General features: G+C 31.3%; 28 protein-coding genes. 2 read left to right on the forward strand and 26 right to left on the reverse strand.

Going from position 1 to position 24,206, the window contains the following annotated elements; genetic code table 11:
• Positions 1 to 89: 89 nt before the first annotated feature.
• The 12 genes from RYO54_RS15905 to RYO54_RS15960 form a co-directional block, all read right to left on the reverse strand.
• Entirely contained in the window at positions 90 to 839 is a 750-nt protein-coding gene (locus tag RYO54_RS15905; protein WP_315120935.1) for an ATP-binding protein, read from the reverse strand.
• Complete coding sequence (locus tag RYO54_RS15910; protein ID WP_315120938.1) at positions 763 to 1,617, reverse strand: hypothetical protein; 855 nt, start codon at positions 1,615 to 1,617, stop codon at positions 763 to 765. The genes RYO54_RS15905 and RYO54_RS15910 overlap by 77 nt, the downstream gene beginning before the upstream one ends.
• Before the next feature lie 13 nt (positions 1,618 to 1,630).
• Positions 1,631 to 1,804 carry a hypothetical protein gene (locus RYO54_RS15915; RefSeq protein ID WP_315120941.1) on the reverse strand — a complete coding sequence of 58 codons (174 nt, stop codon included), beginning with the start codon at positions 1,802 to 1,804 and terminating at the stop codon, positions 1,631 to 1,633.
• 12 nt (positions 1,805 to 1,816) lie between these two features.
• Complete coding sequence (locus RYO54_RS15920; protein WP_315120944.1) at positions 1,817 to 2,608, reverse strand: PD-(D/E)XK nuclease-like domain-containing protein; 792 nt, start codon at positions 2,606 to 2,608, stop codon at positions 1,817 to 1,819.
• A complete protein-coding gene (locus RYO54_RS15925; protein ID WP_315120947.1) occupies positions 2,608 to 3,459 on the reverse strand; it encodes a hypothetical protein in 852 nt (283 codons plus the stop codon). The genes RYO54_RS15920 and RYO54_RS15925 overlap by 1 nt, the downstream gene beginning before the upstream one ends.
• Positions 3,459 to 3,629, reverse strand: coding sequence for a hypothetical protein (locus tag RYO54_RS15930; protein WP_315120950.1), 171 nt, complete (start codon positions 3,627 to 3,629; stop codon positions 3,459 to 3,461). The genes RYO54_RS15925 and RYO54_RS15930 overlap by 1 nt, the downstream gene beginning before the upstream one ends.
• A 76-nt stretch (positions 3,630 to 3,705) precedes the next feature.
• On the reverse strand, positions 3,706 to 4,245 hold the full coding sequence (locus RYO54_RS15935; RefSeq protein ID WP_315120953.1) for a sigma-70 family RNA polymerase sigma factor: 540 nt from the start codon (positions 4,243 to 4,245) through the stop codon (positions 3,706 to 3,708).
• On the reverse strand, positions 4,232 to 4,525 hold the full coding sequence (locus tag RYO54_RS15940) for a hypothetical protein (RefSeq protein WP_315120955.1): 294 nt from the start codon (positions 4,523 to 4,525) through the stop codon (positions 4,232 to 4,234). The genes RYO54_RS15935 and RYO54_RS15940 overlap by 14 nt, the downstream gene beginning before the upstream one ends.
• Positions 4,526 to 4,527: 2 nt before the next feature.
• On the reverse strand, positions 4,528 to 4,650 hold the full coding sequence (locus tag RYO54_RS15945; RefSeq protein ID WP_315120957.1) for a hypothetical protein: 123 nt from the start codon (positions 4,648 to 4,650) through the stop codon (positions 4,528 to 4,530).
• A gap of 198 nt (positions 4,651 to 4,848) precedes the next feature.
• The gene (locus RYO54_RS15950) at positions 4,849 to 5,637 is read right to left on the reverse strand and encodes an antA/AntB antirepressor family protein (RefSeq protein WP_315120959.1); all 789 of its coding nucleotides are present in this window, start codon (positions 5,635 to 5,637) and stop codon (positions 4,849 to 4,851) included.
• Positions 5,609 to 5,755: a hypothetical protein gene (locus RYO54_RS15955; protein ID WP_315120961.1), complete on the reverse strand. Its 147-nt coding sequence runs from the start codon at positions 5,753 to 5,755 to the stop codon at positions 5,609 to 5,611. The genes RYO54_RS15950 and RYO54_RS15955 overlap by 29 nt, the downstream gene beginning before the upstream one ends.
• Before the next feature lie 104 nt (positions 5,756 to 5,859).
• Positions 5,860 to 6,063 (reverse strand): helix-turn-helix transcriptional regulator, encoded by a 204-nt coding sequence (locus tag RYO54_RS15960; RefSeq protein WP_315120964.1) that lies wholly within the window; start codon positions 6,061 to 6,063, stop codon positions 5,860 to 5,862.
• Positions 6,064 to 6,291: 228 nt separating this feature from the next.
• On the opposite strand from RYO54_RS15960, the gene RYO54_RS15965 reads away from it, so the two are divergent.
• Both RYO54_RS15965 and RYO54_RS15970 read left to right on the forward strand, forming a co-directional pair.
• Positions 6,292 to 6,681: a helix-turn-helix transcriptional regulator gene (locus tag RYO54_RS15965; RefSeq protein WP_315120967.1), complete on the forward strand. Its 390-nt coding sequence runs from the start codon at positions 6,292 to 6,294 to the stop codon at positions 6,679 to 6,681.
• A 52-nt stretch (positions 6,682 to 6,733) separates the two neighbouring features.
• Entirely contained in the window at positions 6,734 to 8,245 is a 1,512-nt protein-coding gene (locus RYO54_RS15970; RefSeq protein WP_315120971.1) for a recombinase family protein, read from the forward strand.
• 11 nt (positions 8,246 to 8,256) lie between these two features.
• Here the strand turns inward: RYO54_RS15970 and RYO54_RS15975 are convergent, their stop codons facing one another.
• From RYO54_RS15975 to RYO54_RS16040, 14 genes are all read right to left on the reverse strand, one after another.
• On the reverse strand, positions 8,257 to 9,192 hold the full coding sequence (locus RYO54_RS15975; RefSeq protein WP_315120973.1) for an ABC transporter permease: 936 nt from the start codon (positions 9,190 to 9,192) through the stop codon (positions 8,257 to 8,259).
• On the reverse strand, positions 9,185 to 10,270 hold the full coding sequence (locus RYO54_RS15980; RefSeq protein ID WP_315120974.1) for an ABC transporter permease: 1,086 nt from the start codon (positions 10,268 to 10,270) through the stop codon (positions 9,185 to 9,187). Before RYO54_RS15980 ends, RYO54_RS15975 begins: the two co-directional genes overlap by 8 nt.
• Positions 10,263 to 11,807 (reverse strand): ABC transporter ATP-binding protein, encoded by a 1,545-nt coding sequence (locus RYO54_RS15985; RefSeq protein WP_315120976.1) that lies wholly within the window; start codon positions 11,805 to 11,807, stop codon positions 10,263 to 10,265. The genes RYO54_RS15980 and RYO54_RS15985 overlap by 8 nt, the downstream gene beginning before the upstream one ends.
• A 76-nt stretch (positions 11,808 to 11,883) precedes the next feature.
• Positions 11,884 to 12,981: a BMP family ABC transporter substrate-binding protein gene (locus RYO54_RS15990; RefSeq protein WP_315120978.1), complete on the reverse strand. Its 1,098-nt coding sequence runs from the start codon at positions 12,979 to 12,981 to the stop codon at positions 11,884 to 11,886.
• 204 nt (positions 12,982 to 13,185) lie between these two features.
• On the reverse strand, positions 13,186 to 14,025 hold the full coding sequence (locus RYO54_RS15995; RefSeq protein ID WP_315120979.1) for a DegV family protein: 840 nt from the start codon (positions 14,023 to 14,025) through the stop codon (positions 13,186 to 13,188).
• A gap of 13 nt (positions 14,026 to 14,038) precedes the next feature.
• Positions 14,039 to 14,506, reverse strand: a complete 468-nt coding sequence (gene trmL, locus RYO54_RS16000; RefSeq protein WP_315120982.1) for a tRNA (uridine(34)/cytosine(34)/5-carboxymethylaminomethyluridine(34)-2'-O)-methyltransferase TrmL — start codon at positions 14,504 to 14,506, stop codon at positions 14,039 to 14,041.
• Between the two features lie 79 nt (positions 14,507 to 14,585).
• Positions 14,586 to 15,593, reverse strand: coding sequence for a spore photoproduct lyase (gene splB, locus RYO54_RS16005; RefSeq protein WP_399549618.1), 1,008 nt, complete (start codon positions 15,591 to 15,593; stop codon positions 14,586 to 14,588).
• A gap of 44 nt (positions 15,594 to 15,637) precedes the next feature.
• Positions 15,638 to 16,459: a Cof-type HAD-IIB family hydrolase gene (locus tag RYO54_RS16010; protein ID WP_315121079.1), complete on the reverse strand. Its 822-nt coding sequence runs from the start codon at positions 16,457 to 16,459 to the stop codon at positions 15,638 to 15,640.
• Positions 16,460 to 16,535: 76 nt separating this feature from the next.
• Complete coding sequence (locus tag RYO54_RS16015) at positions 16,536 to 17,237, reverse strand: N-acetylmuramoyl-L-alanine amidase (protein ID WP_315120985.1); 702 nt, start codon at positions 17,235 to 17,237, stop codon at positions 16,536 to 16,538.
• A 113-nt stretch (positions 17,238 to 17,350) separates the two neighbouring features.
• Positions 17,351 to 19,507, reverse strand: a complete 2,157-nt coding sequence (locus RYO54_RS16020) for a transglutaminase-like domain-containing protein (protein ID WP_315120988.1) — start codon at positions 19,505 to 19,507, stop codon at positions 17,351 to 17,353.
• Positions 19,500 to 20,657: a DUF58 domain-containing protein gene (locus RYO54_RS16025; RefSeq protein ID WP_315120990.1), complete on the reverse strand. Its 1,158-nt coding sequence runs from the start codon at positions 20,655 to 20,657 to the stop codon at positions 19,500 to 19,502. The genes RYO54_RS16020 and RYO54_RS16025 overlap by 8 nt, the downstream gene beginning before the upstream one ends.
• Positions 20,654 to 21,604 carry a MoxR family ATPase gene (locus RYO54_RS16030; RefSeq protein WP_315120993.1) on the reverse strand — a complete coding sequence of 317 codons (951 nt, stop codon included), beginning with the start codon at positions 21,602 to 21,604 and terminating at the stop codon, positions 20,654 to 20,656. The genes RYO54_RS16025 and RYO54_RS16030 overlap by 4 nt, the downstream gene beginning before the upstream one ends.
• A 125-nt stretch (positions 21,605 to 21,729) precedes the next feature.
• Entirely contained in the window at positions 21,730 to 23,115 is a 1,386-nt protein-coding gene (locus RYO54_RS16035) for a VanW family protein (RefSeq protein WP_315120995.1), read from the reverse strand.
• 259 nt (positions 23,116 to 23,374) lie between these two features.
• Complete coding sequence (locus RYO54_RS16040; protein ID WP_315120998.1) at positions 23,375 to 24,205, reverse strand: TPM domain-containing protein; 831 nt, start codon at positions 24,203 to 24,205, stop codon at positions 23,375 to 23,377.
• Between the last annotated feature and the right edge of the window lies 1 nt (position 24,206).

Below are 24,206 nucleotides of genomic sequence, written 5' to 3' on the forward strand. Positions count from 1 at the left end.
TTAGTGTCGAAACTTATAACACATTCACCTCTTTTAAACATTTCATACTTTTCTTTGTTTATATTTTTCATATTTCCCTCTCCTTTTCGTTACTTTAATCTATAATTATTCTCTTTGCCCTCTATCTGAACCGTATAATCTTTACACATTTCATAAATTCTACTTCCTACTGCTTCATCAAAATTTAACATCCTCTCCATAGTAAACTCTGTAGAAACTATTATTGGAAGATAGTTAAGGTATCTGTGGTTTATAATCTCAAACATTATGTTTATGTCTGATTCTGTAACCTTCCCCTTGAATAGATCATCTATTAATAGAACTTCTACGGTTTGGAATTTACTTATTTGCTTCTTGTAAAATTCTTCATCCAGCATGTTTTGTTTTATCTCTGTAATTACATCCCTGTATGGCATATAAACCACTCTAATCCCCTTCTGTATGAAGTTTAATGCTAATGCTATACTAAGATGTGTCTTGCCACTCCCAACTTGTCCACAAAGCATTATGGAGTTCTTTCTAGTGTCTTTAATATCTGTGTAGTTTTTAAGATAAGTAATTGCGGTTTGCTTTGCCAGTTTGGAGCTATTATTCCAAGTTTCAAAGTTGGCAAATGTTTGTTTAGATTTATCTGGGTTCAATCCCGCACTCTTCCATTGCCTTTTAGCTATCTCTATTTCTTGGCATTTACACCTTTGCATAATTGGTTGGCTGCCTTCTTCTTGTTTTATTAAATATCCAGTATCTCTGCAAACATCACACTTATATAAGTCCTGTGGTGTCGATATCGTCTGCAACTTTTGGTGGTGCTGGCTTGAATCCTGTATATTTTCCTTCATCCTTTGAATTATTTGCTCTAGAGTGTCCACTATGCTCCTCCTTTCCGTCTCTCTGCCAGTTCTTAAGCAACGTTTCTATATATGGCTGTATAAATCTATTCTTATTCTTTAAACATTTCTCCATAGCTTCTTTGGTCCAGTTAAAACCATAATCATTAATCCATATTTTTAAAGTTGGAAGATGTTGAGTTATAGTTGATGATGGTTTTAAACTAGAGTAATATTTACATAGTTCCAAAGCTTCATTTGTCGGGTCATATATATTACATTCTTGTTCATTCTTGTTACATTCTTTATCATTCTTGTTTATATTGTTCCCTTCAAATTCCGTTCGTGGTTCTTTCGTAGTTCTTTCGGTGTTACCTTCGGAGTTACTTTCGTAGTTTTTGGGGTCTTGGTAAAAGCCGTAGTTCTCTATGTTTACGAGCATACCCTGTGTTCCCTTCGTGGTTCCTATCATGTTCCCTTTCGTATTCCCGTTCGTAGTTCTTTCGCATATCCTTTCGTGGGGACTCCTTAGCCAGTCTATAACTGCATACACTTCCTTGTATGTAGGAGTAACTTTTCTATATCCAACATACCAACTACAGGCTTCTTGTATCTCTGGAATCTTTGTCCATAATTCTCCTGCTTTTAAATCTTTAAATTCCTTATGTTGCGCTCTTGAAAGTAGATATACCCAAACCTTAAGATAAAGAGGAGGTTTTTCAAATATCTCACTTTCAATTAGCCTCCTTGAAAGGAGGATGTACCCTCCTTTTATCTTTGGCTCTTGCATATGTTATCTCTCCTTAATTCACTTCTTCATGCAAACTATTTAACTTAGTCCTAAGTTCCTCAAAATGAAATTTATCTAAAGTTATTTTCATGTCATTTGTTTCTATGGTGTATTCTTGGCTGCTATAATCAACGTCAAATTCCTGTAACTTAAGACCTTTATATTCAAACCCTATTTGCTTAATCATAGGTAACCCTCCTTATAAATCTGTATAATGAATAATTCTATTTAATTGTTTTGTGCTTCTGCAGTAGTCGCATTTTTCACATCTAGTTGGTTTTTCTAGTCCATTCTTAACTTTTATAAATCTATCCATTCTAGATTCAACTTCAAGGAGCTTATCCTTTATAAAATCGGTTCCTATTAAAATTATCTCTTTATCGGGTTCAGCTTCTTTCGATACTGCTATAATGTGTGGTTGGTAATAATCCACTTCTCCTGTATTTAGCCCTATAACTTCCGCATATACTGCCATCTGTAATAAGTAATCATAGTACTCAACAAAGTTTTGTTTAATACTTAAAGTTTCATTCCAATATTTTTTTCTTATCTCTCTGCAGGTCTTTAAATCTACAAATACTTTCATTACTGGATTATATATATCAATCATTATTTTCCATAGTGCTCCAAAGAGATTGGCTGTCATAATTACTTCTTTTTCCCCTTGCCTAACTTTAGTTATTAATGGATCATTAGCTAAAGTTTTAATCATCTTATTACCTATTAGAAAATTAGATTTTAACTGCCCTTTTGTAGCACCTTTACTGGAATACATTTCGGGGTGACTATCCTTAAATTCTTCTAAAGTTCCTTCGTTCCATGCGTGTACATAAGAGCCTAATAAGAAAGCTTCATTCTCTCCGTCTATCCATTCTCCGTTGAGCTTGGACATAGTCTTAGCTTCACATTCTCTAAAAGCTTTAAATTGTGATACTGAAAAATATTCCTTATCTGCTTCTAAGCTAAAGTAATTGTGCTTATTAAGTTCCACTAGTTTTCACTTCCTTCGAATGGGCTGCCTTTAAACATATCTTCTTCCGTTTCTTCTTTAACTGTCTCAAAAGCTGACTTTTCAGCAGGTTTTATTTTAAAATAATCTTCTCTATTAGCCATACCATCTTTAAGTGATCCATATACTTTCCTAAGTCTTATAAAGTCATTTTCACTAAATGCTTCACTAGAGCATCCAAGAAACTCCTCAATCATTTCTTTAGTAACACTAAACTTATCTTCAAAGGCTTTTACCATCTTCCTAACTCTATCTATTAAAGGTTCTGTATTATTGCTCTTAAGGGTTACTTCGCACTGTTCTATTGCACTATCTATTACATCCCCTGGTATTACCCCTAGAATACAAGCTCTTAGTCTTCTAGCTCCTTGATTAGCTACCATTTCATATATATCTCTAGGGTCGGTTAAAGTCTTGTTTCCTTGCCTTGTAGACCTAATATGAGGAACATTAAATATTTTAGTTTGTCTAGTATTAGTTTCTAAATCCCAAGCATATGCCATTACTTGGCTCTCACCGTTCTTTTGCTCTAACTCTATAATTCCATAATCTAAGTTACCCCAATTTTGAGCTAGAGCTTCTGCAAGTCTTATAGATGGCCCTGTAACCTTAGTTCCACCTCTTGGGTATTCATACATGGATTGCTCTGCTAAACTCTTTCTTTGGCAGGCTCTAAGTATTTTATTAAAAGCTTCTATTTCATCCCTTGGGAATTTTTTAGCTATAACCATAGCAGCTTGAACTTCTTGTGCTTGTCTGCTAACCATCATTTCTGTGGTTGTCTTTTTAGCTTCTGGAGCTTGATTCTCATATATGTTTATTTTATTTTCCATTACTTATCCTCCTGGCATTTAAAATAAAGGTTATCATCATCCTGGTTATAATAAATCTCTTTTATAATCCACTCTGGATTTTCTTCATCATGAATTTTAAAATCATTAGCATTTAATATTGCTAGTTGTGCATTTATGCTTTCGATTAATATTTCTAGTGCTTTATTCACTTTACAAATCCTCCATTTTCTTATAAACTGTTATTAACGTATTTTTTGTTATTGACCCTCTGCAAAGGGTCTTTTTTTATGCCAAATATCTTCTTAATTTTTCCAATGCACGTATTATGACCCTTGATACGTTAGCTTGGGTCATTCCAAGTAACTTACCTATTTCAGCCTGTGTAAGATCCTCAAAATAGTAAAGGTGTATAACCTTTCTTTCCAAAGATGGCAATTTACTTAATACATCTTCTAAATCTATTCTTTCAAAAGCATTATCTAGCGAACCTCTGTCCTTTATAGTGTCTATAAATTCTATTGAACCTTCATCGGAAACCATTTGATTTAAACTTATAAATGCTGAACTCGGATTAAATCTTTGTTTCTTGTGTATAGGGTAATATCTATCATCTCGTATAAGCATAGCTACTTGCCCTTTTATTTTAGGTACTGCATAAGTGGTAAATTCATATCCCAACTCTGGTTTAAATCCTTTTATAGCTTTACAAAGACCTATACAAGCAACTTGTACTAAATCATCATACTCATACCTCTCTTTGTAAACTTTATAGTACTTACTAGCTATCCAATTAACTAAGCCCATATGATCCTCAACTCTCTCCACTTTTCTCGCCCTCCAATATTTGTTCTATTTCTTCTAAAACCAAGTCCTCTAGGTTTGCTACAGTTTGTCCACTGCTGTCATAAATCTCTGAACCATCTAAGTCACACCTTTTTAATGTCCTCGCTGATATTTCCGCAATAGTTGCAATGTCATTTAAACTAGTCTTTCTGTTAAAACCTATGTTGTTAAATTTAATATCATCTGTAGCCATCTGCATAACTGTGCTGAACTCTTCATCGGTTAAAGTTATCCCTTTAGATTCTAAGGATTTTCTTAACATGGTTAATCCTCCTTACCTATGCACTTGCACCAATCGGGGAACACATTATAGATTCCTACAACTCCACTATAGCTATCTTCAATTTTCACTTCGCTACCATTACATTCATTGACCCACTGTTTCATCCCCGGAAACTTTAAATCTTCCTTCCCTTCACTTTATACAAACTTCTTCTTTGTAAACACATACTTATGTCCTTCTCTAAAATTTTTACTCATTTGCCTCACTCCTTGGTTATATTTTTAATTTTCAAGAGTATACATATACTGGGGAAGTCTTTACCTAAGTTGCTAATAAAAGTTTTTTAATTAAGGCTTTATGCCTTATATCCTTACACCATTCTTTATAGCCATATCTTTTACTATGGCTACATAAACTTCCTTGAGCCTTGGCTCATTCTCAAGTACATCTAAAATGTTTAACTTCTCTACCTTACTTGGAGCCATTCCATTAGCTTCTGCCCTCTTTTTAAGGTTGTTTACTAGTACATTAGGTCTACAGCTTCCTCTTTCTTTCAACGCCTTGTAAACTTCATCCTTATGCAATTTATAATTCCCTGTTTTCATTCCTATGGCGTTTAATATCCTGTTACATTCCCTTCTCCATGCTGCCTTTGGATTTAAAACTATAATATCTTTTATAGCTTGGACTTCTTCTTTGGTTTCTTGTACTGCTGCGGTTAATCTCCTTTGCTCTAACTCATTTTTAGCTAATGCTTTAAATAGGCTATTGAACATTTGAAGCTCTGGACTTAGCTGTGAAGTATCTGCAATTACTTCTTTTAACTTTTCTTCGCACTTTATGAAGTATTGTCTAGCTTGCTTCCCTTTTTCTGTTCTTTCTATCATTGAAAGTTCTTTTGCCATAGCCAAAGTAATTATGTACTCTATCCTCTTTGTAGCTCCTATTTCTCGTTCCACAATATTATGGAACGAGGTAAAGTCTATACCTTCTACAAAACCATATTGTGTAATTCTACTTTTAATCCATGTGCTAAAGTCTTGTCCACTTTCTAGCCATTCATGAAGTTCTCTAGCATTTACTAATTTATGTCCTTTTTCATTTCTGTAAACTGGTATAAGCTCATTGGTTAAAATTGTTAGATTGTTCATGCGTACCCTCCTTTTCAACTAATTTAGAAAAATCTATCTTTCCATCTCTGATTAATTCGCTTGCAACCCTCCCTAAAATTTGCTTAGCTTTTTCAGAATCTAATTCTCCTTTAATCACACATTCTAGGAGCATTGTCCTCATTCCCTTCACGCCTCTTTTGCTCTAAGTTTTTAATTAGGTCGTCAAGTTTTATTAATGTTAGTTTCTCTAATTCTAGAATCTCATTCATTTGTGTTCACCTCCATGGCTTTTCTTAGGACTACTATGCTTATACCAAACAGTTTAGAAAGTTTCTCTTCCTTTTCTAAATTCATTTCAGTTGTGCCGTTTTCTAGGTTGTAATAATGCGTCCTACTTACCCCTAAACAGTCGGCAATCTTTTTTACCTTTATCCCACTTTTCAGTCTTATCTCTTTAAGCGTCAAAACCGTACACCCCCTTTCGTTAGATTAATTATTACACAAATTTGTTAAACTGTAAAACCTTATAAATAATCATTATTATAAAATATGTCCTATTTAATTCATTTTACATCCATTATCTTACTTTTACTAACTTAACATATTTGTTAAACTTTTTTATAAAAAACCCTTTCTTATTTAACAAATATGTTATATAATATGTATTAGTAAGAACACTGGGAGGTATTACACGTGAATAATGATTTTAGTAAAAGACTATTGGAATATAGACTTAGCCTTGGTATCGATACAAAGCGAGAGATGGCTGAAAATCTAGAAATTAGCGAACAGTTATATAATATGTTAGAGAATGGTAAACGAACACCATCAAAGAAAGTTTTAGATAGACTTTTTCTACTTAGTGGTAAGCCCGATGAATATTGGTTGTACGGCGTAGAAACTGAAAAAGATTTCTTGGAAAAAAGAGAGGATTTCAAAATGTTTAAAAAAGCTGTCTATCAGCTTATTGAATTAAATATGATAAATGATGAGGAGGATTTTAGCTCTGCAGTAGATGAAGTTCTTAAGACTGCTCTTAAGGCTGATTTAAAACATATACTAGCTCTAAAGAAGCAAAAATAAAATTGCTTCTTTAGTTTTAATATAAACTAAAGTCTAAAAAGGAGAGTTGCATATGATAAGAGTTGCGAATTATGCACGAAGAAGTGAAGAAAAAGAAACTGGTGAAAGTATAAAAAACCAATTGGCTATATGTCGCAGGTACACGGAAATGTCTTATAAAAATCCTCTGATAGATGAATACTTTGATGATGATTACAGTGGTAGAAACATGAATAGACCAGACTTTAATAAAATGATGAAATTAGCACGAAAAGGCTATTATAAAGTTATAGTATTTTGGAAACTTGACAGAGTAGCGAGAAATGCTTTGGAATTTTTGGAGTTTCACAATGAAATGGAAAAGTTAGGCGTTACCATTATATCTGTCACAGAAGGATTTGACCCATCTACTCCGGCTGGAAAACTTATGATGACAATGTTAGCCGCAGTAGCCGAAATGGAGAGGAAAAACATTTCTCAAAGAGTATCTGCAAACATGAATGAAATGGCAAAGGATGGTCAATGGACTGGTGGTATTGTGCCTTTTGGGTATTCTACAACAATTATAGATAGAAAGAAATATCTTATGGAAGATGAAAATACAATTGAGGTAGCTAAACAAATATTTGAAAAATACTTAGATACTGAAAGTCTGTCTGCGACATCAAAGTGGCTCAAATCTACATACAACATTAACAAACAGCCTACTAGCATTAAGAGAATCCTAAGCAATTTAGTCTACACTAAATCTGATATAGACATACTTAGATATTTAGAAAGCAGAAACATAACTCCATGCAAGGAAATGGATGGCAATGGACTTACTTCTTATGGCAAAACAGATAAAACTCAAGATGAAGGTGTAGAATTTAGAGATGAGTCTGAATGGATTGTTTCAGTGGGAAAACATGCGGGGATAATCAGTGGATCACAGTATATAAAAATTCAAAATATACTTGAAAGTAATAGTAATAAAGGAAGGAGAGGCACTGGTGAAGTCACATTTCTAAATGGTATATGCAGATGTTCTTATTGTGGAGGATATATGCGTACCAAGCAAAAGAAAAATTCTAGTGGTAAAATGTACAAATATTTTGCTTGCGGGAAAAAAGATACTGGAATCGTAGAGTGTATAAATCAAATGCTTAAAATTAATGATGTAGAAGAAACCGTATTAGATAAACTTTTAAATTATGAGATTAGTGATATAGATGTAAAAAATAATACAATAGACACTTCTGCTCTTAAATTAGATTTAGAAAAGAAAAGAAAACAAATAAAGAATTTACTACTAAAAATGTCTTTAGATGAAGAACTTGAAAGTATCTTCTTAGAACAAATTAAAGAGCTCAAAATCGAAGCTGAGGATATTGAAAGAAACATAAGTGAAATTGAAAGAAATAATCTGCTTAATGATGTCTCGAATTATAATAAAGAATTTGTTAGGGAGCATCTGAAAAATTTCAAACAACTATTCGACAGCTGCACAGATATAGATTCTCAAAGGAAGTTAGTAAAAAGCTTAGTTAAAGAAATAAATCTAGATGGCATAAATAAAAGAATAGAGCTAGAACTTTACTCCTAGCCCTGTATTTTTTATCTACTATTCTTGTCGTAAGGTACTCCATCTGCAGCAGGAGCTTGTGTTTTACCAACAAAACCTGCCAATATAAACATTGTAAGTATATAGGGGAACGCAAAATAAAATTCACCTGGAATAGCCCATCCAAAGCCCTTAGCAAAGAGCTGAAATATTTCTGCAAATGCGAAGAGCATGGATGCCCACATAGCATTAATAGGTTTCCAGTTACCGAATATCATAGCGGCTAGTGCTATATACCCTCTTCCACTTACCATGTTTTCTCTATAAAGATTCATAACACCTATGGAAAGAGTTGCTCCTCCTAAAGCTCCTAATACTCCTGACAACAATACACAAAGATATCGAATTTTATATACATTTATTCCTAAAGTATCCGCAGCCTTTGGGTGTTCTCCTACGGATCTTATTCTTAAACCTAAGGGTGTTTTATATAAAACATAATGGGATACAAACACCAAAATAAAGGCTATAAAAACAAACCAATTCAATTCAGCTAAAATTGGACCTATTACTGGAATTTTTCCCATAGCCTGAGAAGGATATGGAATAGATTTTACTACATTGGTTTGTGAATTTGTTTTAAAGAACTTAACTATTAAGTAACTAGTTAATGCTGCTGAAAATACGTTTATACCAACACCAGATACAACTTGATCTGCCTTTAGGTTAATACTTAAATAAGCATGTATTAATGACATAATCATACCAGCTACAATAGCAAATAATACTCCTATCCATGGATTCCCTGTAAGTTCTGAACCAAGTACTGCAAAAAATGCTCCTGTAGTCATAATACCTTCAAGGGCTATATTTACTACTCCTGATTTTTCAGAAAACACTCCACCTAATGCTGCAAATATCAAAGGCGTTGCTGACCTTAATGTAGCTGCTATAATAGTTACTAAAGCCATATACACTGAGCTATTCATTTATTAAAGCCCCCTTTTTTCTTCTATCTGCTATTTTTCTAAATAAGTATTCTCCTGCTATAAATAAAATTATTATACCCTGAATTAAATAAACTATAGTTTTAGGTATACCATAAAGCATTAATGTACCTGAGCTATAATTTAATGCAGCAAATAAAATCGCAGAGAATATTACACCAACGGGGTTGCTCTTAGCGACTAAAGCCACTGCTATTCCATCCATACCAAAACCAGTAAATCCACCTAACTGTATGGCTTGATGCTGAACTCCCATAATGTGAACGGCTCCCCCAATACCCGCAAGTGCTCCTGAAATACCCATAGCTAGTATTATATTTTTCTTTATGCTAATACCACCATACTCTGCTGAAGAAGGACTAAACCCTACAGCTCTAATTTCATATCCTATTGTAGTTTTCCAGAGTAATATATATACTACTGCTACAAGGGCCAACCCTATAAATATTCCTACATTTAATCTATTACTCTGCCCTAAAAATCTATATAATGTAGCAGAATTTTGAATTAAAGGAGTGCTTGCTGAATTTGGTTTATGAAATGGTCCCATAACCAAATAATTTGTTAAGTGCAGAGCAATAAAGTTCATCATAATAGTATTAACAACTTCGTTTGTTCCTATTTTAGCCTTTAAGTATCCAGGAATTCCTCCCCAAATAACTCCTGCCACTATTCCCCCTAACAATGTAATTATTATATGAATTGGAGATGGTATACCAGGTATAAGTGCAATTAAAGTTGATACTGTACCACCCATTATAAATTGTCCTTCTACTCCTATATTAAAAAGCCCTGTTTTAAAAGCTACCGAATGTGCAAGCCCTGTGAAAATTAATGGAGTTGCAAACACTAAAGTCTCTACTAAATTTACTTTTGTGCCAAAGCTTCCTTTCCATATAGATGTAAACAATAATTTTACAGAAGCAATAAATCCATAATCCTTAGCCCACATTACAAAAAACACAGAAATAAATAAAGCTATTGCTATAGATATTAGAGATATAGAAAAATTTCTTAAAAATCCAAATTTCCTAATATAATTTCCCTTTTCCTTATTCATTCTTCTTACCTCCTTCTGCATCCTTATGTAAAGTTCCTCCTGCCATAAGTATACCAAGTTTTTGCTCTGTAGCGTCCTTTACATTTAATACATCTACAATTTCACCATCATATATTACTGCTATTCTATCTGATAATGCCATAACTTCATCCAACTCCAAGGAAACCAAAAGCACCCCTCTGCCATTATCTCTTTCTTTAATTAGTCTTTTATGTATATATTCAATAGCTCCTACGTCCAATCCTCTTGTAGGTTGTGCAGCAATTATCATCTCTGGATCTTTCTCAATTTCCCTAGCTACAATTAGTTTTTGTTGGTTACCTCCTGATAATGCCGAAGCCCCTACATCCTCATTTGGGGTTCTTACGTCGAAATTTTTAATTAAAGTATTTACATGTTCTCTTATTTTTTTATAATTCATTATAATTCCTTTTGAATAAGGTTCCCTATAGTGAATTCCTAAAACAGAGTTCTCTAAAAGTGAGTATTTAAGTACAAGTCCCCTCTTATGCCTATCTTCAGGAATATGCCCTATACCCGCTTCAATAATCTCTCTTGTAGTTTTTTGTGTAATATCTTCACCTTTTAAATAAACTTTACCTTCTGTTGCTTTTCTTAATCCTACTATGGTTTCAATAAGCTCTGTCTGACCATTTCCATCTACTCCTGCAATTCCTAAGATTTCTCCAGCTCTTAGTTCAAAGTTTACACCTTTTAAGGCTGGTAATCCTCTATGATCTAAAGCCTTTAAGTTCTCTACTTTTAAAATTCCATCGCCTATTTTAGGCTTATTCTTTTCTACTACCAAATTGACCTTTCTTCCTACCATCATTTCTGCAAGGCCATCTATATTAGTATCTTTTGTTTTTACTGTATCTATATATTTTCCTCTTCTTATTATTGTAACTCTATCACTCATACTCATAACTTCCTTTAATTTATGAGTAATCAATATAATTGACTTTCCTTCTTTAACCAAATTTTTTAGTATAGCACCCAATTCAATGATTTCTTGCGGTGTCAATACCGCTGTTGGCTCATCTAGAATTAGTATTTCTGCTCCTCTATAAAGAGCTTTTAAAATCTCAACCTTTTGTTGTTGCCCTACTGTGATATCTTCAATTATTGCTTCTGGATCTATATTAAAACCGTATTTATCTGCAAGTTCCTTAGTATCTTTTTTAGCTTTTTCCATGTTTATACTCATGGATCCCTTTTTAGGTTCTTGACCTAGGACCATATTTTCTGCCACGCTAAAATTATGTACAAGCATAAAGTGTTGGTGTACCATTCCTATACCAAGGTTTATAGCATCCTTAGGACTTTTAATTTCAACTTTTTTATCATTTACATATATTTCGCCCGTTTCTGGCTGGTAAAGACCATATAATACATTCATTAATGTAGTTTTACCTGCTCCATTTTCTCCTAAAAGTACATGGATTTCTCCCTTTTCTAAGGTAAAATCCACATTGTCATTAGCTACTGTACCAGGGAACACCTTTGTTATTCCCTTCATTTCCACAACTTTTTCCATTTTGGTCCCCCTTCCTTATAATTATTGTATTTTTATAAAAAAGGCTAGATGCATAAGCACCTAGCCTCATAATTAACTAAATCTGAGGAGCTTTAAATTCTTTAAGCTCTTTTCTTGTTCCTGGCACCTGAAACTTTCCTTCTTTTATAGCTTCTTTATACTTATCAGATAATTCTAATGAATCTTTAGTAACTTTTTCATTTATTGTTGGTGCTAATCCAACTCTATCTTCTTTTATACCAAGTACTATATGTTCTCCACCTTTAAAGTTGTTATCTTGTATTAACTTTATTGTATCGATAACAGAGTCTCCTACTTTCTTTTCCATGGAAACAAGTATTGTATCCTTATACTCAGCTAATGTTGGATCTGCTGCTTGGTCAGAGTCAACACCTATAGCAAACTTATTCATATCTTTTGCAGCCTTAAATAGTCCTAATCCAGCTCCACCTGCTGCATGGAATACTATATCACAGCCATCTCCATAAAGAACTTTAGCTGCGTCATAACCTTTTCCTTGGTCATCAAAAGACCCAACATACCTAACATTTTTTCCTGGTGTCTCTTCATTCACAGGCATTAATAGTTTTCCTGCTTCTGGATTAACAGACATAACTCCAGCTATAAATCCAGATTCAAATCTGTTTATAACTTCTCCTTCCATACCACCTATAAAACCAACTTTGTTAGTTTTAGTCATTTTTCCTGCTATAACTCCAGCAAGGAAGGAACCTTCTTCTTCTTTAAAAGTTATTGATAGTGTATTTGGAGTATTTACTACAGCATCAACTATTAAAAACTTCTTATCTGCCATTTGCTTTGAAACGTTTAACATGGACTGCTCCATCATAAATCCACAACCTACGATTAAGTCAGCTGCTCCAGCCATAGTCTTTAGGTTTGGTTCATATTGTTCAGGCTGTTTTGATTCTATTGGATTTATTTGTTCAATTCCTAAATCCTTAGCTGCTGTTTCAATTCCTACATGAGCTGATTGGTTGAAAGAACCATCATTAACTCCACCTTGGTCTGTAACAAGACCAACTTTTATAGCCTGTGCAGCTGGTTCTTTACCCTCTCCAGCAGGTTTCTTTTCTCCGCCACCACAGCCTGCGAATAATGTAACTGACATTAACGCTGCTGTAAGCAAGGACACTAATCTTTTTTTATTCATTTTTAATACCCCTCCTAAAAAAATATATATTAAAATTTTGAACGTCATAGTTATTATTCTACATTTTTTAATAATTTCCTTCTGCCAAATGGAAACCCGTGCTACTATTTTACCACTTATTAGCAGTTTTAACAATGAATAATATTTTTTTGAATTCTATTAAAATTATTTTTATTAATTTCTTAATTTTATAAGTTATATGAGTTAATTGTTTCCTATAAAAGCTACTCCACAAGCTCCTCTTCCTGCATGCACACCAACAACACATCCAACTTCACATTCTATAAACTCCACTTGTTTTTCCCTCAAATTTTCTCTTAAAACATCTAAAATATCCTCATTTTCCACATGCAAAAGTATGGCAGTTTCATCTTTCTTTATGCCATTTTTGTCAATATAATCTAATATATATCTTATGGCTTTCTTGCTCCCTCTTACCTTGTCTATTACTGCCATTTCTCCATCTATCATTCCAAGTATTGGTTTTATGCCCAGTATACTACCTATAACCCCTGCTGTTTTAGATAATCTTCCACCTTTAACTAAATTATCTAAAGAATCAAAGGCAAAGGCACACTTTACGTGTGGTATTATTCTTAATATTTCATTATGAATCTCTTCTGCACTTAATCCTTCTTCTTTTAATTTTGCTGCTTTAATTACTATGGCACCAAAAGTTGCTGTAACCTTTTGAGAATCTATTACATATATAGAGTCACTCTCAAGCATGTCTCTAGCTATACACGCCGATTGATAGGTTCCACTCATCTTTGAAGAAATATGTAATGAAACTATTTTATATCCTTCATCTAAATATTTTTTATAACATTCCATAAACTTTTGAGGGTTAAACTGTGATGTAGTAGGAAATATATCTGAATTATCCATTCTCTTCAATAGTTCATGAAGGTTTATATCTACTCCATCAATATAAGTTTCCTCTCCAAAATTCACATATAAGGGAAGGACTTCTATATCATATTTGTCAATTATACTCTTAGGTAAATCTGACGTGCTATCCGTTATTATTTTTATCTTCTCCATTGCTAAAACCCTCCTACTTCATATTTGGAAAATTCATTTGTCTTAAGGCTTCATAAGTTACTATAGACACAGTGTTTGAAAGATTTAATGATCTAGTAGTTGTATTGATCATAGGAACTCTTATACAATTCTCTAATTCATTATTTCTTATATAATCCGGTAACCCTGAAGACTCCCTTCCAAATACAATAAAATCCCCTTCTTTATACTTTACATCGCTATGGAAATTGCTTCCGTGAGTTGTGGAAAAATAAAACTTTCCATCTTTATATTTATCTCTTAAATCTTCGTAAGTCTTATGAATTTCCAAATCTAGATATGGCCAGTAATCCAAACCTGCTCTCTTTAAATGCTTTTCGTCTAAATTAAATCCTAAGGGTTCAATTAGATGAAGCTTACAATTAGTAAGTACACAAGTTCTAGCTATATTACCTGTATTTTGCGGAATTTCTGGTTGAAATAATACTATATTTAAAAACAATTATATTCCCCCTCGTATGTTAAAGCCATGGTAAATATATATCATATATTACTCTATAATTAATAAATAGTAAAGCATGCTAAATTATATAGTTTATACTGTGTTCACCGAATAAATCTGTAAGATTATTTTTGAAAAACTCTTTCATATCCTTTAAATCTTCATCTTTATAAATATATTTTCCATAACCAAACTGACCAAATTTAAATTTTCTCAAATCCTCCTCCATAGGTAGAGCTGTATTTGGATATATATTAAGTATATTTTCTTTTGCTTTTTTTGTAAACCTATGAGAAATCACTTCAAATTTTAGCTCTAAGCCTTTAAAATTATAATAAATCTTATTCATTAATTCTAAATAATCTTTTTTCCAACCTTCATATAAAAAAACTGGAGCAATAATAAAGCCTAATGGATATCCACTCTCACCTATTTTTCTTGCTGCAATTAATCTATCTTCTAATGAAGGAGTTCTATGTTCATATCTATTTATTATTGTTTCACTATTTAAACTAAATCTGATAATGGTTTTTCCATTGTGTTTTAAATTTAACAAATCATCTACATCTGTATACTTAGTAACGAATCTAAATAGTGCATAATCATTTGCTCCAAACAATTCTATAGTTTTTTTTAATGCACCACTATATTTCTCTACAGGTATTGGATCAGAAGTAGCTGATCCTTCAAAAATAGTAACCTCAGGCTTTCTCTCTTCAATATATCCTTCTGCTATATTTAATATATCATCTATGTTTACATGTATTTTTATGTAAGGTCTTTTACCCATTTGAGTATTTAAGTAACAATATTCACACATCCCTGTACAGCCGCTGACAATAGGCAGTTGATAATGAGCTGATGGCTTACAAGATTGAAACTTTAAGCTTTTTCTTATACCAACAACTAAGGTATTTTTTCCTTCACCATACATTTGAGAAGTATCTTTTCCTGGAATACCAGTTATCCTTCCACTCTTTGAGTATAATATTTCTACATCTTCATCTTTAAATCTGTCAAATAAATCTTTCCCTATTTTATAATCTAGGGCCTTTTCCTCAAATATAACTCTTTTAGGGTTAAACATTTTAATCACCTCTTAGGCATTAGTATGTTTATTCTTATATATTTTTATAAAACAAATTTTTCAATTACCTTAGCTACTCCATCTTCATTGTTTGAATCTGTAATATAATCTGCATGATTTTTTACTATTTCATCTCCATTTCCCATAGCAACACCCAATCCTGCAACTTTAATCATTGAAAGATCATTTTCACTATCTCCAATACAAATTACTTCATCCATTTTTATATTATAATGCTTTGCAAGCATTTCTACAGCATTTCCTTTTGATACGCCCTTTTTCATTACTTCTACATTATTTTTAAAAGAGCTAACTACCTCTAGGTCCTTATCTTTTCTTAGTTCTTCTTTAAGTAGTCTTAGTTTTTCCAAATCATCATCTACGATTATACATTTTAATATTTTATCTGAATTATTTAGAAATGTTTCATACCAATTAGAAGTTACTTCAATATTTATCCTCCTTTCTTTAGGAAGACTCTCATTAGATTTTGAATAATATTTTGAAGAATATATGAGCTTTTCAGTATAGATGGTGTCATAAGTATTAAAGTGAGGATATACTCCATATTTATTTACCATCTCTATGACCTTTTGACAATTTTCTAACCCTAAAAGCCCTTTATAAATCACTTTGTCGCTTCCTCTTTCTCTTATATAAGCTCCGTTAGAAGCGATTATAGGAGTTTTCACGCCTATAACATCTGCATAATAATTGGCAGATACGAAAACTCTTCCCGTTGTTATTGCTACTTGAACACCCTTATCTGTTGCTTTTTTTATAGCTTCAATATTTCTTTTACTAACTTCACTATCCTTATTTAATAAAGTACCATCCATATCAATACAAATTAATTTATAAGACAATTCCAACATTCCTTTCATCAATAATGCTCTATATTATATTATACCAAAAATAAAATTTATTAATTTATTAATTCTTTCAGTTATTTAGCATTATGTATTTTATTATGCCGTTGGCAATGTTTTCACCTGTATTTTTTAATATATTTTCATCTTGTAGTTTTACTCTATCCTCTTTATTCGTCATAAATCCCACTTCTACCAAAGAACATACATATTTACTATATCTTAAAACCGCAATGTCCTGTTCTTTTATTCCTCTATCAAACCAAATGCCATCCTTACTAACTTCCTCTTGTATTGTTTCTGCTAACTTAATTCTTTCCACATTTTGAAATCCATCTGGCGAGTGATAAAAAGCGCTTATTCCATCGTATTCGGGTTTCTTAAAGGAATTTACATGGACAGAAACAAAAACATCAGGTTTTTTCTCATTAACAAAATTTCCAATTTCCTTAAGAGGTAATAAAACATCTTCTTCTCTTGTCATATATACTTGAAATCCTTTTTCTTCAAAGTATTCTTTCATATATAGGGCTATCTTTAGATTTATATCCTTTTCATATAAATCTTCATAGTTTGTCCCTTTATCAATACCACCGTGACCCGGATCTATTACTACAGAATATTTTTTATCACTTTTTTCTGTAAAAAGGGAAACAAATCTTTTTCTATATAATAAATTATGATTGTAAGTCATATCGTAATTTACAAAAAATACCACCAACAAAATAAAAAAAATATATACTCTCAAAGGCTTTTCATTATTTTTATATTTCATAATTCCCACTTTCCCTCTTCTGCAAAATATTTGTGGGGTATCACTAAATATTTTGCTATACCCACACAAATACATTATACCATATTTTGTAAAATTCTATTATATAAATAATACTAAAATTGGGAAAGTTTCAATATATAATATTTAAATAATCCTTGTTTTTCTTTAATATAATTTTCTACAAAATAATAACAATACTTTTTTTCTTCAATAGACATGGTGTTGCGATAATTACATCCATAATGTTCCTCGCAAACACATTCCACTATTTTTTTCAGATTTAATCTAAGTCCTTCATCTTCTAGTCTATTGAGACATTCCATTTCCCCTTCACATTGATTCATATTTATATTTATAGTTTTAAGTCTTTTTAGTATATAAAGATATAGTGGTATTGATTTATTGGATCTTATCAATTTATTTTTTTTGATAATTATATAACATATCCTAATAATAAATAACATGGATATAACCCATGGCAAATATTTCAAATAATTAATCTGTGAAGTTTTAGGGGTATATTCTATATTATCCTCACTTTCCTCCACTTTCTCTATATTATTTTTATTATCTTTATTATAATTACCATTATTAACATTTTCTTCATAGATTCTTTCTCTTTCATGTCTTTCTATCTCATCAAAAGCTTGAGGGGTGGCATCGAATATAGTCCATGAATCTAACTCTGGAGATACTAAAATCTCTGCCCATGCATGAGCATTTTTATTTGATACAATATATAGGCCATTTACATCTTTATCATAGCTCATATTAAACCCTTCTACATATCTTGCAGGAACACCTATCATTCTTAACATGACTGTAGCTGCTGTGGCAAAGTAAGTACAGTATCCTTCTTTTTCTTCAAACAAAAAGTAGCTTACAAATTCTTTTCCTTCTGGTACATCAGATACATTTAGAGAATATTTAAAGTTTTTATGAAGAAAATCATATATATTTTTTATTTTGCCATTTACTGTGGAGGAATCTTTAGTTATATCTTCCACCAAATCATAAACTCTTCTAGGAATATTATCTGGCAACTGCAAATACTCCTTATAATCCTCAGATAAGTTATTATACTTAATCGTAGGAAGCTCATTAATATTTAAAACAGAATTATTATTGAAAGAATCATAAAACTCAACTTTATATTCATTCTTTATGATTTTAGAAGATAGAAAGATTTTATCTTTGTTTACATATACATCTGACTTTTTATTATTAACACTTATAGTATTAATAGGAGCAAATAAAGTTGATGTATTAATTTTTGTTGGATATATTGTAATATATACCTTTTGACTTTCATTTAAATTATCAGGAATAGAAACACTATTTTTAAAATTAACCTTTTTAAAAGAATCCTCATAAGTCTTCCATGAAAATCCATCGTAATATTGCTTAGTAATTCCTCTCAAATAGTAAGGTTTATCTGATGCTACTTTAAATGCTTCCCTACTATCTAATACAACAGCCCCTCCTAACTTCTTATCTGTTGGATCATATCCTGAATCCGCTATATTATATGAGTTTTCCAAGTCCTTTTTACTTTTCAACGTTCCATTGAAGATTCCATTTTCACTATAATATTTGCCTTCTATGTTTTTAGGTAGAAAACTTTGTATGCTTGAAAGAAGAATAGAAAAAATCATAATATATATTATTGGTCTAAATATAGATAGTCGATTTTTTACGCTTCTTATATTAAAACTTTTTATATTGCTTATATAACTATTTATAGACCAGGTAAAAATATTTAATAGTACAAAATAAAATGTATATTGTTTAATTATTTCTACATATCCGTAATACCAATAAAATAGCATAATTTCTAAATTAACTATTACTATAAAATCACTAAATAGTTTATTTGCTACATTCAAAACAAGTATTACAATCAAAGGTATAATTATACCTATTATAAATTTATATTGATGGAAAAATGTAACCTTTCCATTAAAAATGCTATCATTTAGCTCTAAAATATATTTTATATTTAATGCTATTTTGTTAAGAATGTAAATTTTGTAATGATAAAATAGTAGAGTTCCAATGAAAATTATGGCTAGTGTAAAAAAGGTTTTATATATTCTTTTCCATCTTAAAGAATTATAAAAATGATATATAAAAGCTCCCGTGAAAAAACATGCTGTGAAATATACATAAGAAAAGTTATTTATTTTAAAACATTTTTCTGTAACTCTTATAATAAATAATAAATTTATATATGTTATAAATAAATTTATTAACTTTTTAAAATCACTCATAACTCTCCTTCCTTAAAGTAAAACCGACAACCTCTACTCCTCTCTCTTCTAGGTGATAATCATTCTTAGAAGTTTCCAAACTTTTATTTGGACAAAAGACTATAGCCCTGTATCCTAGTTTATTTGTTAATAGTAAAGCTTCCCTTAGATTAGCGTCTATTTTAGAAGTACATATTATAATTGTATTGTCATCTCCCGTTTTGTGTAAATTATCTATTATACATTGAGCAAAATTTCTTTCACCCTTACTTTTATTTAACAAAAAGTATTCCATAAGGGCGTCAAAATCTTCTCTATTATTTATACACATACCAATACTTTCATCGTTATGTATGTGTATACAACCTTTCATATCCTTATTAAGTATATTATTTATTATTGATACACAAATTTCTACTAGTTCTTCTTCTTCTCCATGTTGATCATAGAAATCTTCTCTATTCATATTCAAAAATATATTATATTCTTCTCCTTTTAAAGTATCAAAGTTTTTTACAAAAAATTCTCCATATTTAGCACTTAGCTTCCAATGTATCTTTCTTAAGCTATCGCCTGTTCTGTATTTTCTTATATTACTTATAGTATAATCTTCATTAATCATGCCCTTCCTACTTACAAATTTATTTATTACCTCTTGTCCACGAATGCTAAAATCTTCTACTTGGTGTATTTTAGGATACACCTTTACTTTTAAGTCCTTTTTTAAAGTTTTACTTAATGTAAATATATATAGATAATCTTTAAAGGCTAAAGTGATATTTCCAAAGTCATAAATCCCTCTATTTAAAAATTTTACATTTCTGCTTAGCCTTTTGTTTTCATCGAGCTTCATATTAAAAACTTCTCCATTATACTCCCTATCTAAAGAATATAGAACCTTGTTTTTCAGCTCTATGTAGGGTAAAGGTAGTATATTATAATTTTTAATAACTGTTGTTATTTTTATCTCTTCCGTAGTGCTTATAATATTTCTGTCAAACCTTATATCCATTCCTACATTTTTATGTAATATGACTATTACGATAAAGGATAATAGGAATGGTATAAGAAAGCTATAAAATAATGCATAGGGAAAATATCCACCTTCAAGATAAGCGTAAATAAATGTTATAAGAATATATAAAATAATTCTTTTATTTATTTTTATCATATTCTTCCACCTTTTACTCTTGGTACTGGTAGGGCTTTAATAATATCTTTTACTATATCTTCTCCAGTAAAGTTATTTACTCTTCCATAAGACGATAATGTAATTCTATGACTTAATACTGATATAGCATTTTCCTTTACATCCTCTGGTATTACATAATCCCTACCATTAATAAATGCCCAAGCCTGAGCTATTCTTAATAAGGCTAAGGATGCTCTAGGGCTAGCTCCTAATGATATGGATTTGTTATTTCTTGTAGCCTCCGCTATACTTACTATATATTCGTTTATATGTTCAGATACATAGACCTTTCTAACCATATTCTGAAGATTTACAATATCTTCTCCTGTGGCCACACTATTAATTTTTTCTAAAGGTTCTTCACTTCTATAAATATTTAACATTTCTTTTTCAAATTTCTTTTCTGGATACCCTACCTTAACTTTAATCATAAATCTATCTAATTGAGCTTCTGGAAGTATAAATGTACCTTCATAATCTATTGGATTTTGAGTTGCCATAACTATAAATGGATCTTTTAATTTATAAGTTTCATTTCCCTCTGTCACCTGTCTTTCTTCCATAACCTCTAATAGGGCGGATTGAGTTTTAGGTGAAGTTCTATTTATTTCATCTGCCAATATTATGTTAGAAAATATAGGCCCTTTTCTGAATTCAAACTCCATAGTTTTTTGATTGTATAAAGATATACCTAGAATATCTGATGGAAGCAAATCTGGTGTAAATTGAACTCTTTTGTAAGAGAGGTTTATTGATTTAGCTAGAGCTTTCACTAAAGTGGTCTTTCCTACCCCAGGCACGTCTTCAATTAAAATATGGCCATTGGCAATTATTCCTTTAATTATATTATAAACTTCAAATTCCTTGCCTACTATAACCTTAGAAACATTATATACTATACTTTTAATTATTTCATTTTCTCCCATACTACTTCACCCTATTTATATTTATATTTATATTTAAATTTATTATATATTATATACCAATAAAACATTATAATATCAATAAAATAGATAAAAGGGTTGTACATACTTTGCACAACCCTAAATAATTACTTTTTCTTAGTTCCCACTTTTATAAGCCCTTCAACTGGTCTGTAAAAATCATCGGATACAAGTTCTTGCTTAATTAAAACTTCATTTTCATAAATATTTCTATAAACCTTCACTTTATATCCTGTATATGCTTTTTGAACTACTTCTTCTGTTCCTTCAGCCAACTGTGAATCCTCTACAGTTTTAGTAGTTGATTGCACCTCTGAATACACATCATTGGTTATAGCATAACGTCTCTTAGATAAGGATTGGCTAGAGTATATGTTAAAAGTTACATTACCACCACTAGTGATACCTTGTATATAAACTGGAAAGTCTAATGTATTTTTAAACTTATAATCTATATTTCCCCAATCCACTGTTGCGTCCCTACCCAATGGTACATAACTTGAAGGTAGAGTATGATGAACTCTTTCTACTGACCTCATATTAGACATTAGCACTGAATTATATAATGCGGAGGAAACTTGGCATATTCCTCCTCCTAATCCAGATTCCACCTTATTTCCGATTATAACTGGTCCTGCCTGATATCCTCTTGCTTCTGTTCTTTCACCAACAACGCCATTGAAGCTAAAAACATCTCCTGGCATAAGTAGAGTTCCATCTATACTTTTAGTTGAAACTACAATATTGTTAGCTCTTTCAGCAGAAGAAATATTACCATAATTAGTTGAAAAAGTTGAAATCAGACCATCAATACTAGCTAAAGACTCCTTAGTTATTCTCGCTTTTACATCTTGTACTACAGCAGTTACTTGTAAGTCTTCTTTTATACCATATTCTATATTACTTAAAATATCTTCCATAAGTTTTTCTTTATTAAGCTTTTTACCTACCACTTCTGATGTAATATTAAAACCACTATTGCTTTTAGTAATTTTAGCATCTTGTGGGTTTTTGTTTACCTCTTTTTCTATTTCATCAACAAATTTTTGTACAGCATCTCTATTGTAAGCAAATTTTAGGCTAAATGACTTATTTTCAGGTCTCTTTATAATTTTATACTTCTTATATAGATTTAAGTTCTTTCCATAGTTAAAAGCTTCATTAACTATTGTATCTATATCATATTTAGGCTCTACTTTATCAAAACCTAAAGTGTAATCCTTGCCTGGAGTTTTTACAACTAATTTGCTCATTGATGCTTTATCATTAAAGCTTTTTTGTAAAATAGCTTTAGCATCTTGTACACTTTTTCCTGATATATCTACATTTTCTACTTTAACACCAGGAAAAATTAAATTATTATAATGTTTTACATAGCTATATCCATAAGCTACAGTCGCTGAACCAAAACCCAATAAAAGTAACATAAATATAGATAATATCATTATAATTGCCTTTTTCTTGGCTCTGGCTCTTTTCTTCTTCCTTTTCATTTGCATCACCTCACTAGTTACATTTTTATTATACTATATAATATCATATATAATAATAGTACGAGTCTTATGTACTAAAAGTCAATTTAAAACTAACAATAATGTTCAGGAAAATAGTAGTAATTTTTCATTCTTTAATATGTATTATTTTTGATAAAAAGTTAAGAACATAAATTTCTTATATTATACTGATTAAAGGGATTTTGATAGCCAAAATCCCAAAATTAATTTATCACTATTCATTTTTGATATTCCAGTATTACCAATCTCCTGAAGAACCTCCGCCACCAGAGGAACCTCCTCCAAAACCACCAAAGCCGCCTGATGAACCTCCCCCGAAGCCTCCGAAACCGCCGCCACCAAAGCCTCCGCCGCCACGGCCTCCTCGTCCACCTCGTCCGCCTCTATTGTTCCAAAAGGAGCTCCAAAATATAGCGGACATTATTTCTCTTGTTACTCTTCCTCTATTAAATAATGTATCTAGAATGATTAAAAATACTATTATTTTGATTATACCACTTCCTGGAATAGAATTACTCTTACTTTTGTCAATTTGCAAATTAACCTTATCATTTTTAACTAACTGCACATTATATTCCTTAGCTATTGCATCAGCAAAAGCTGAGTAAGAATCTCTTATGCCCTTATCATAATCATCATTTTTAAATGCGGGCTTAAATAGTTGCTCCATTACATTATCTGTATAAATATCTGGGATAGCTCCTTCCAAGCCATACCCTACCTCTACTCTTCTTTTTTTATCATCCATGGATATCAACATTAAGAGTCCATTGTTTTTTTCCTTTTGTCCTATGCCCCAGTTTCTAAATAAAGTATTTGCATAAGTTTCAATATCATATCCCTCAAGTGAGTTCACAATAACAACTACAGATTGCGCTCCAGTTTTATCTTCTAATTCTTTTCCTACTGATACAATATACTCCTTAGCCTCCGAACTTAATGCCCCTGCATAATCATTTACATATTTTAAATTCGTAGGTTTAGGGATGCTAACTTCTGCACTAACAGTAGTAATACATAAGGTCAACAAAAATAATAAAACTACAAAAAACCTTTTTAATTTATTCATA

Source organism: uncultured Clostridium sp., assembly GCF_963515715.1.
Lineage (GTDB): Bacteria > Bacillota > Clostridia > Clostridiales > Clostridiaceae > Clostridium_AW.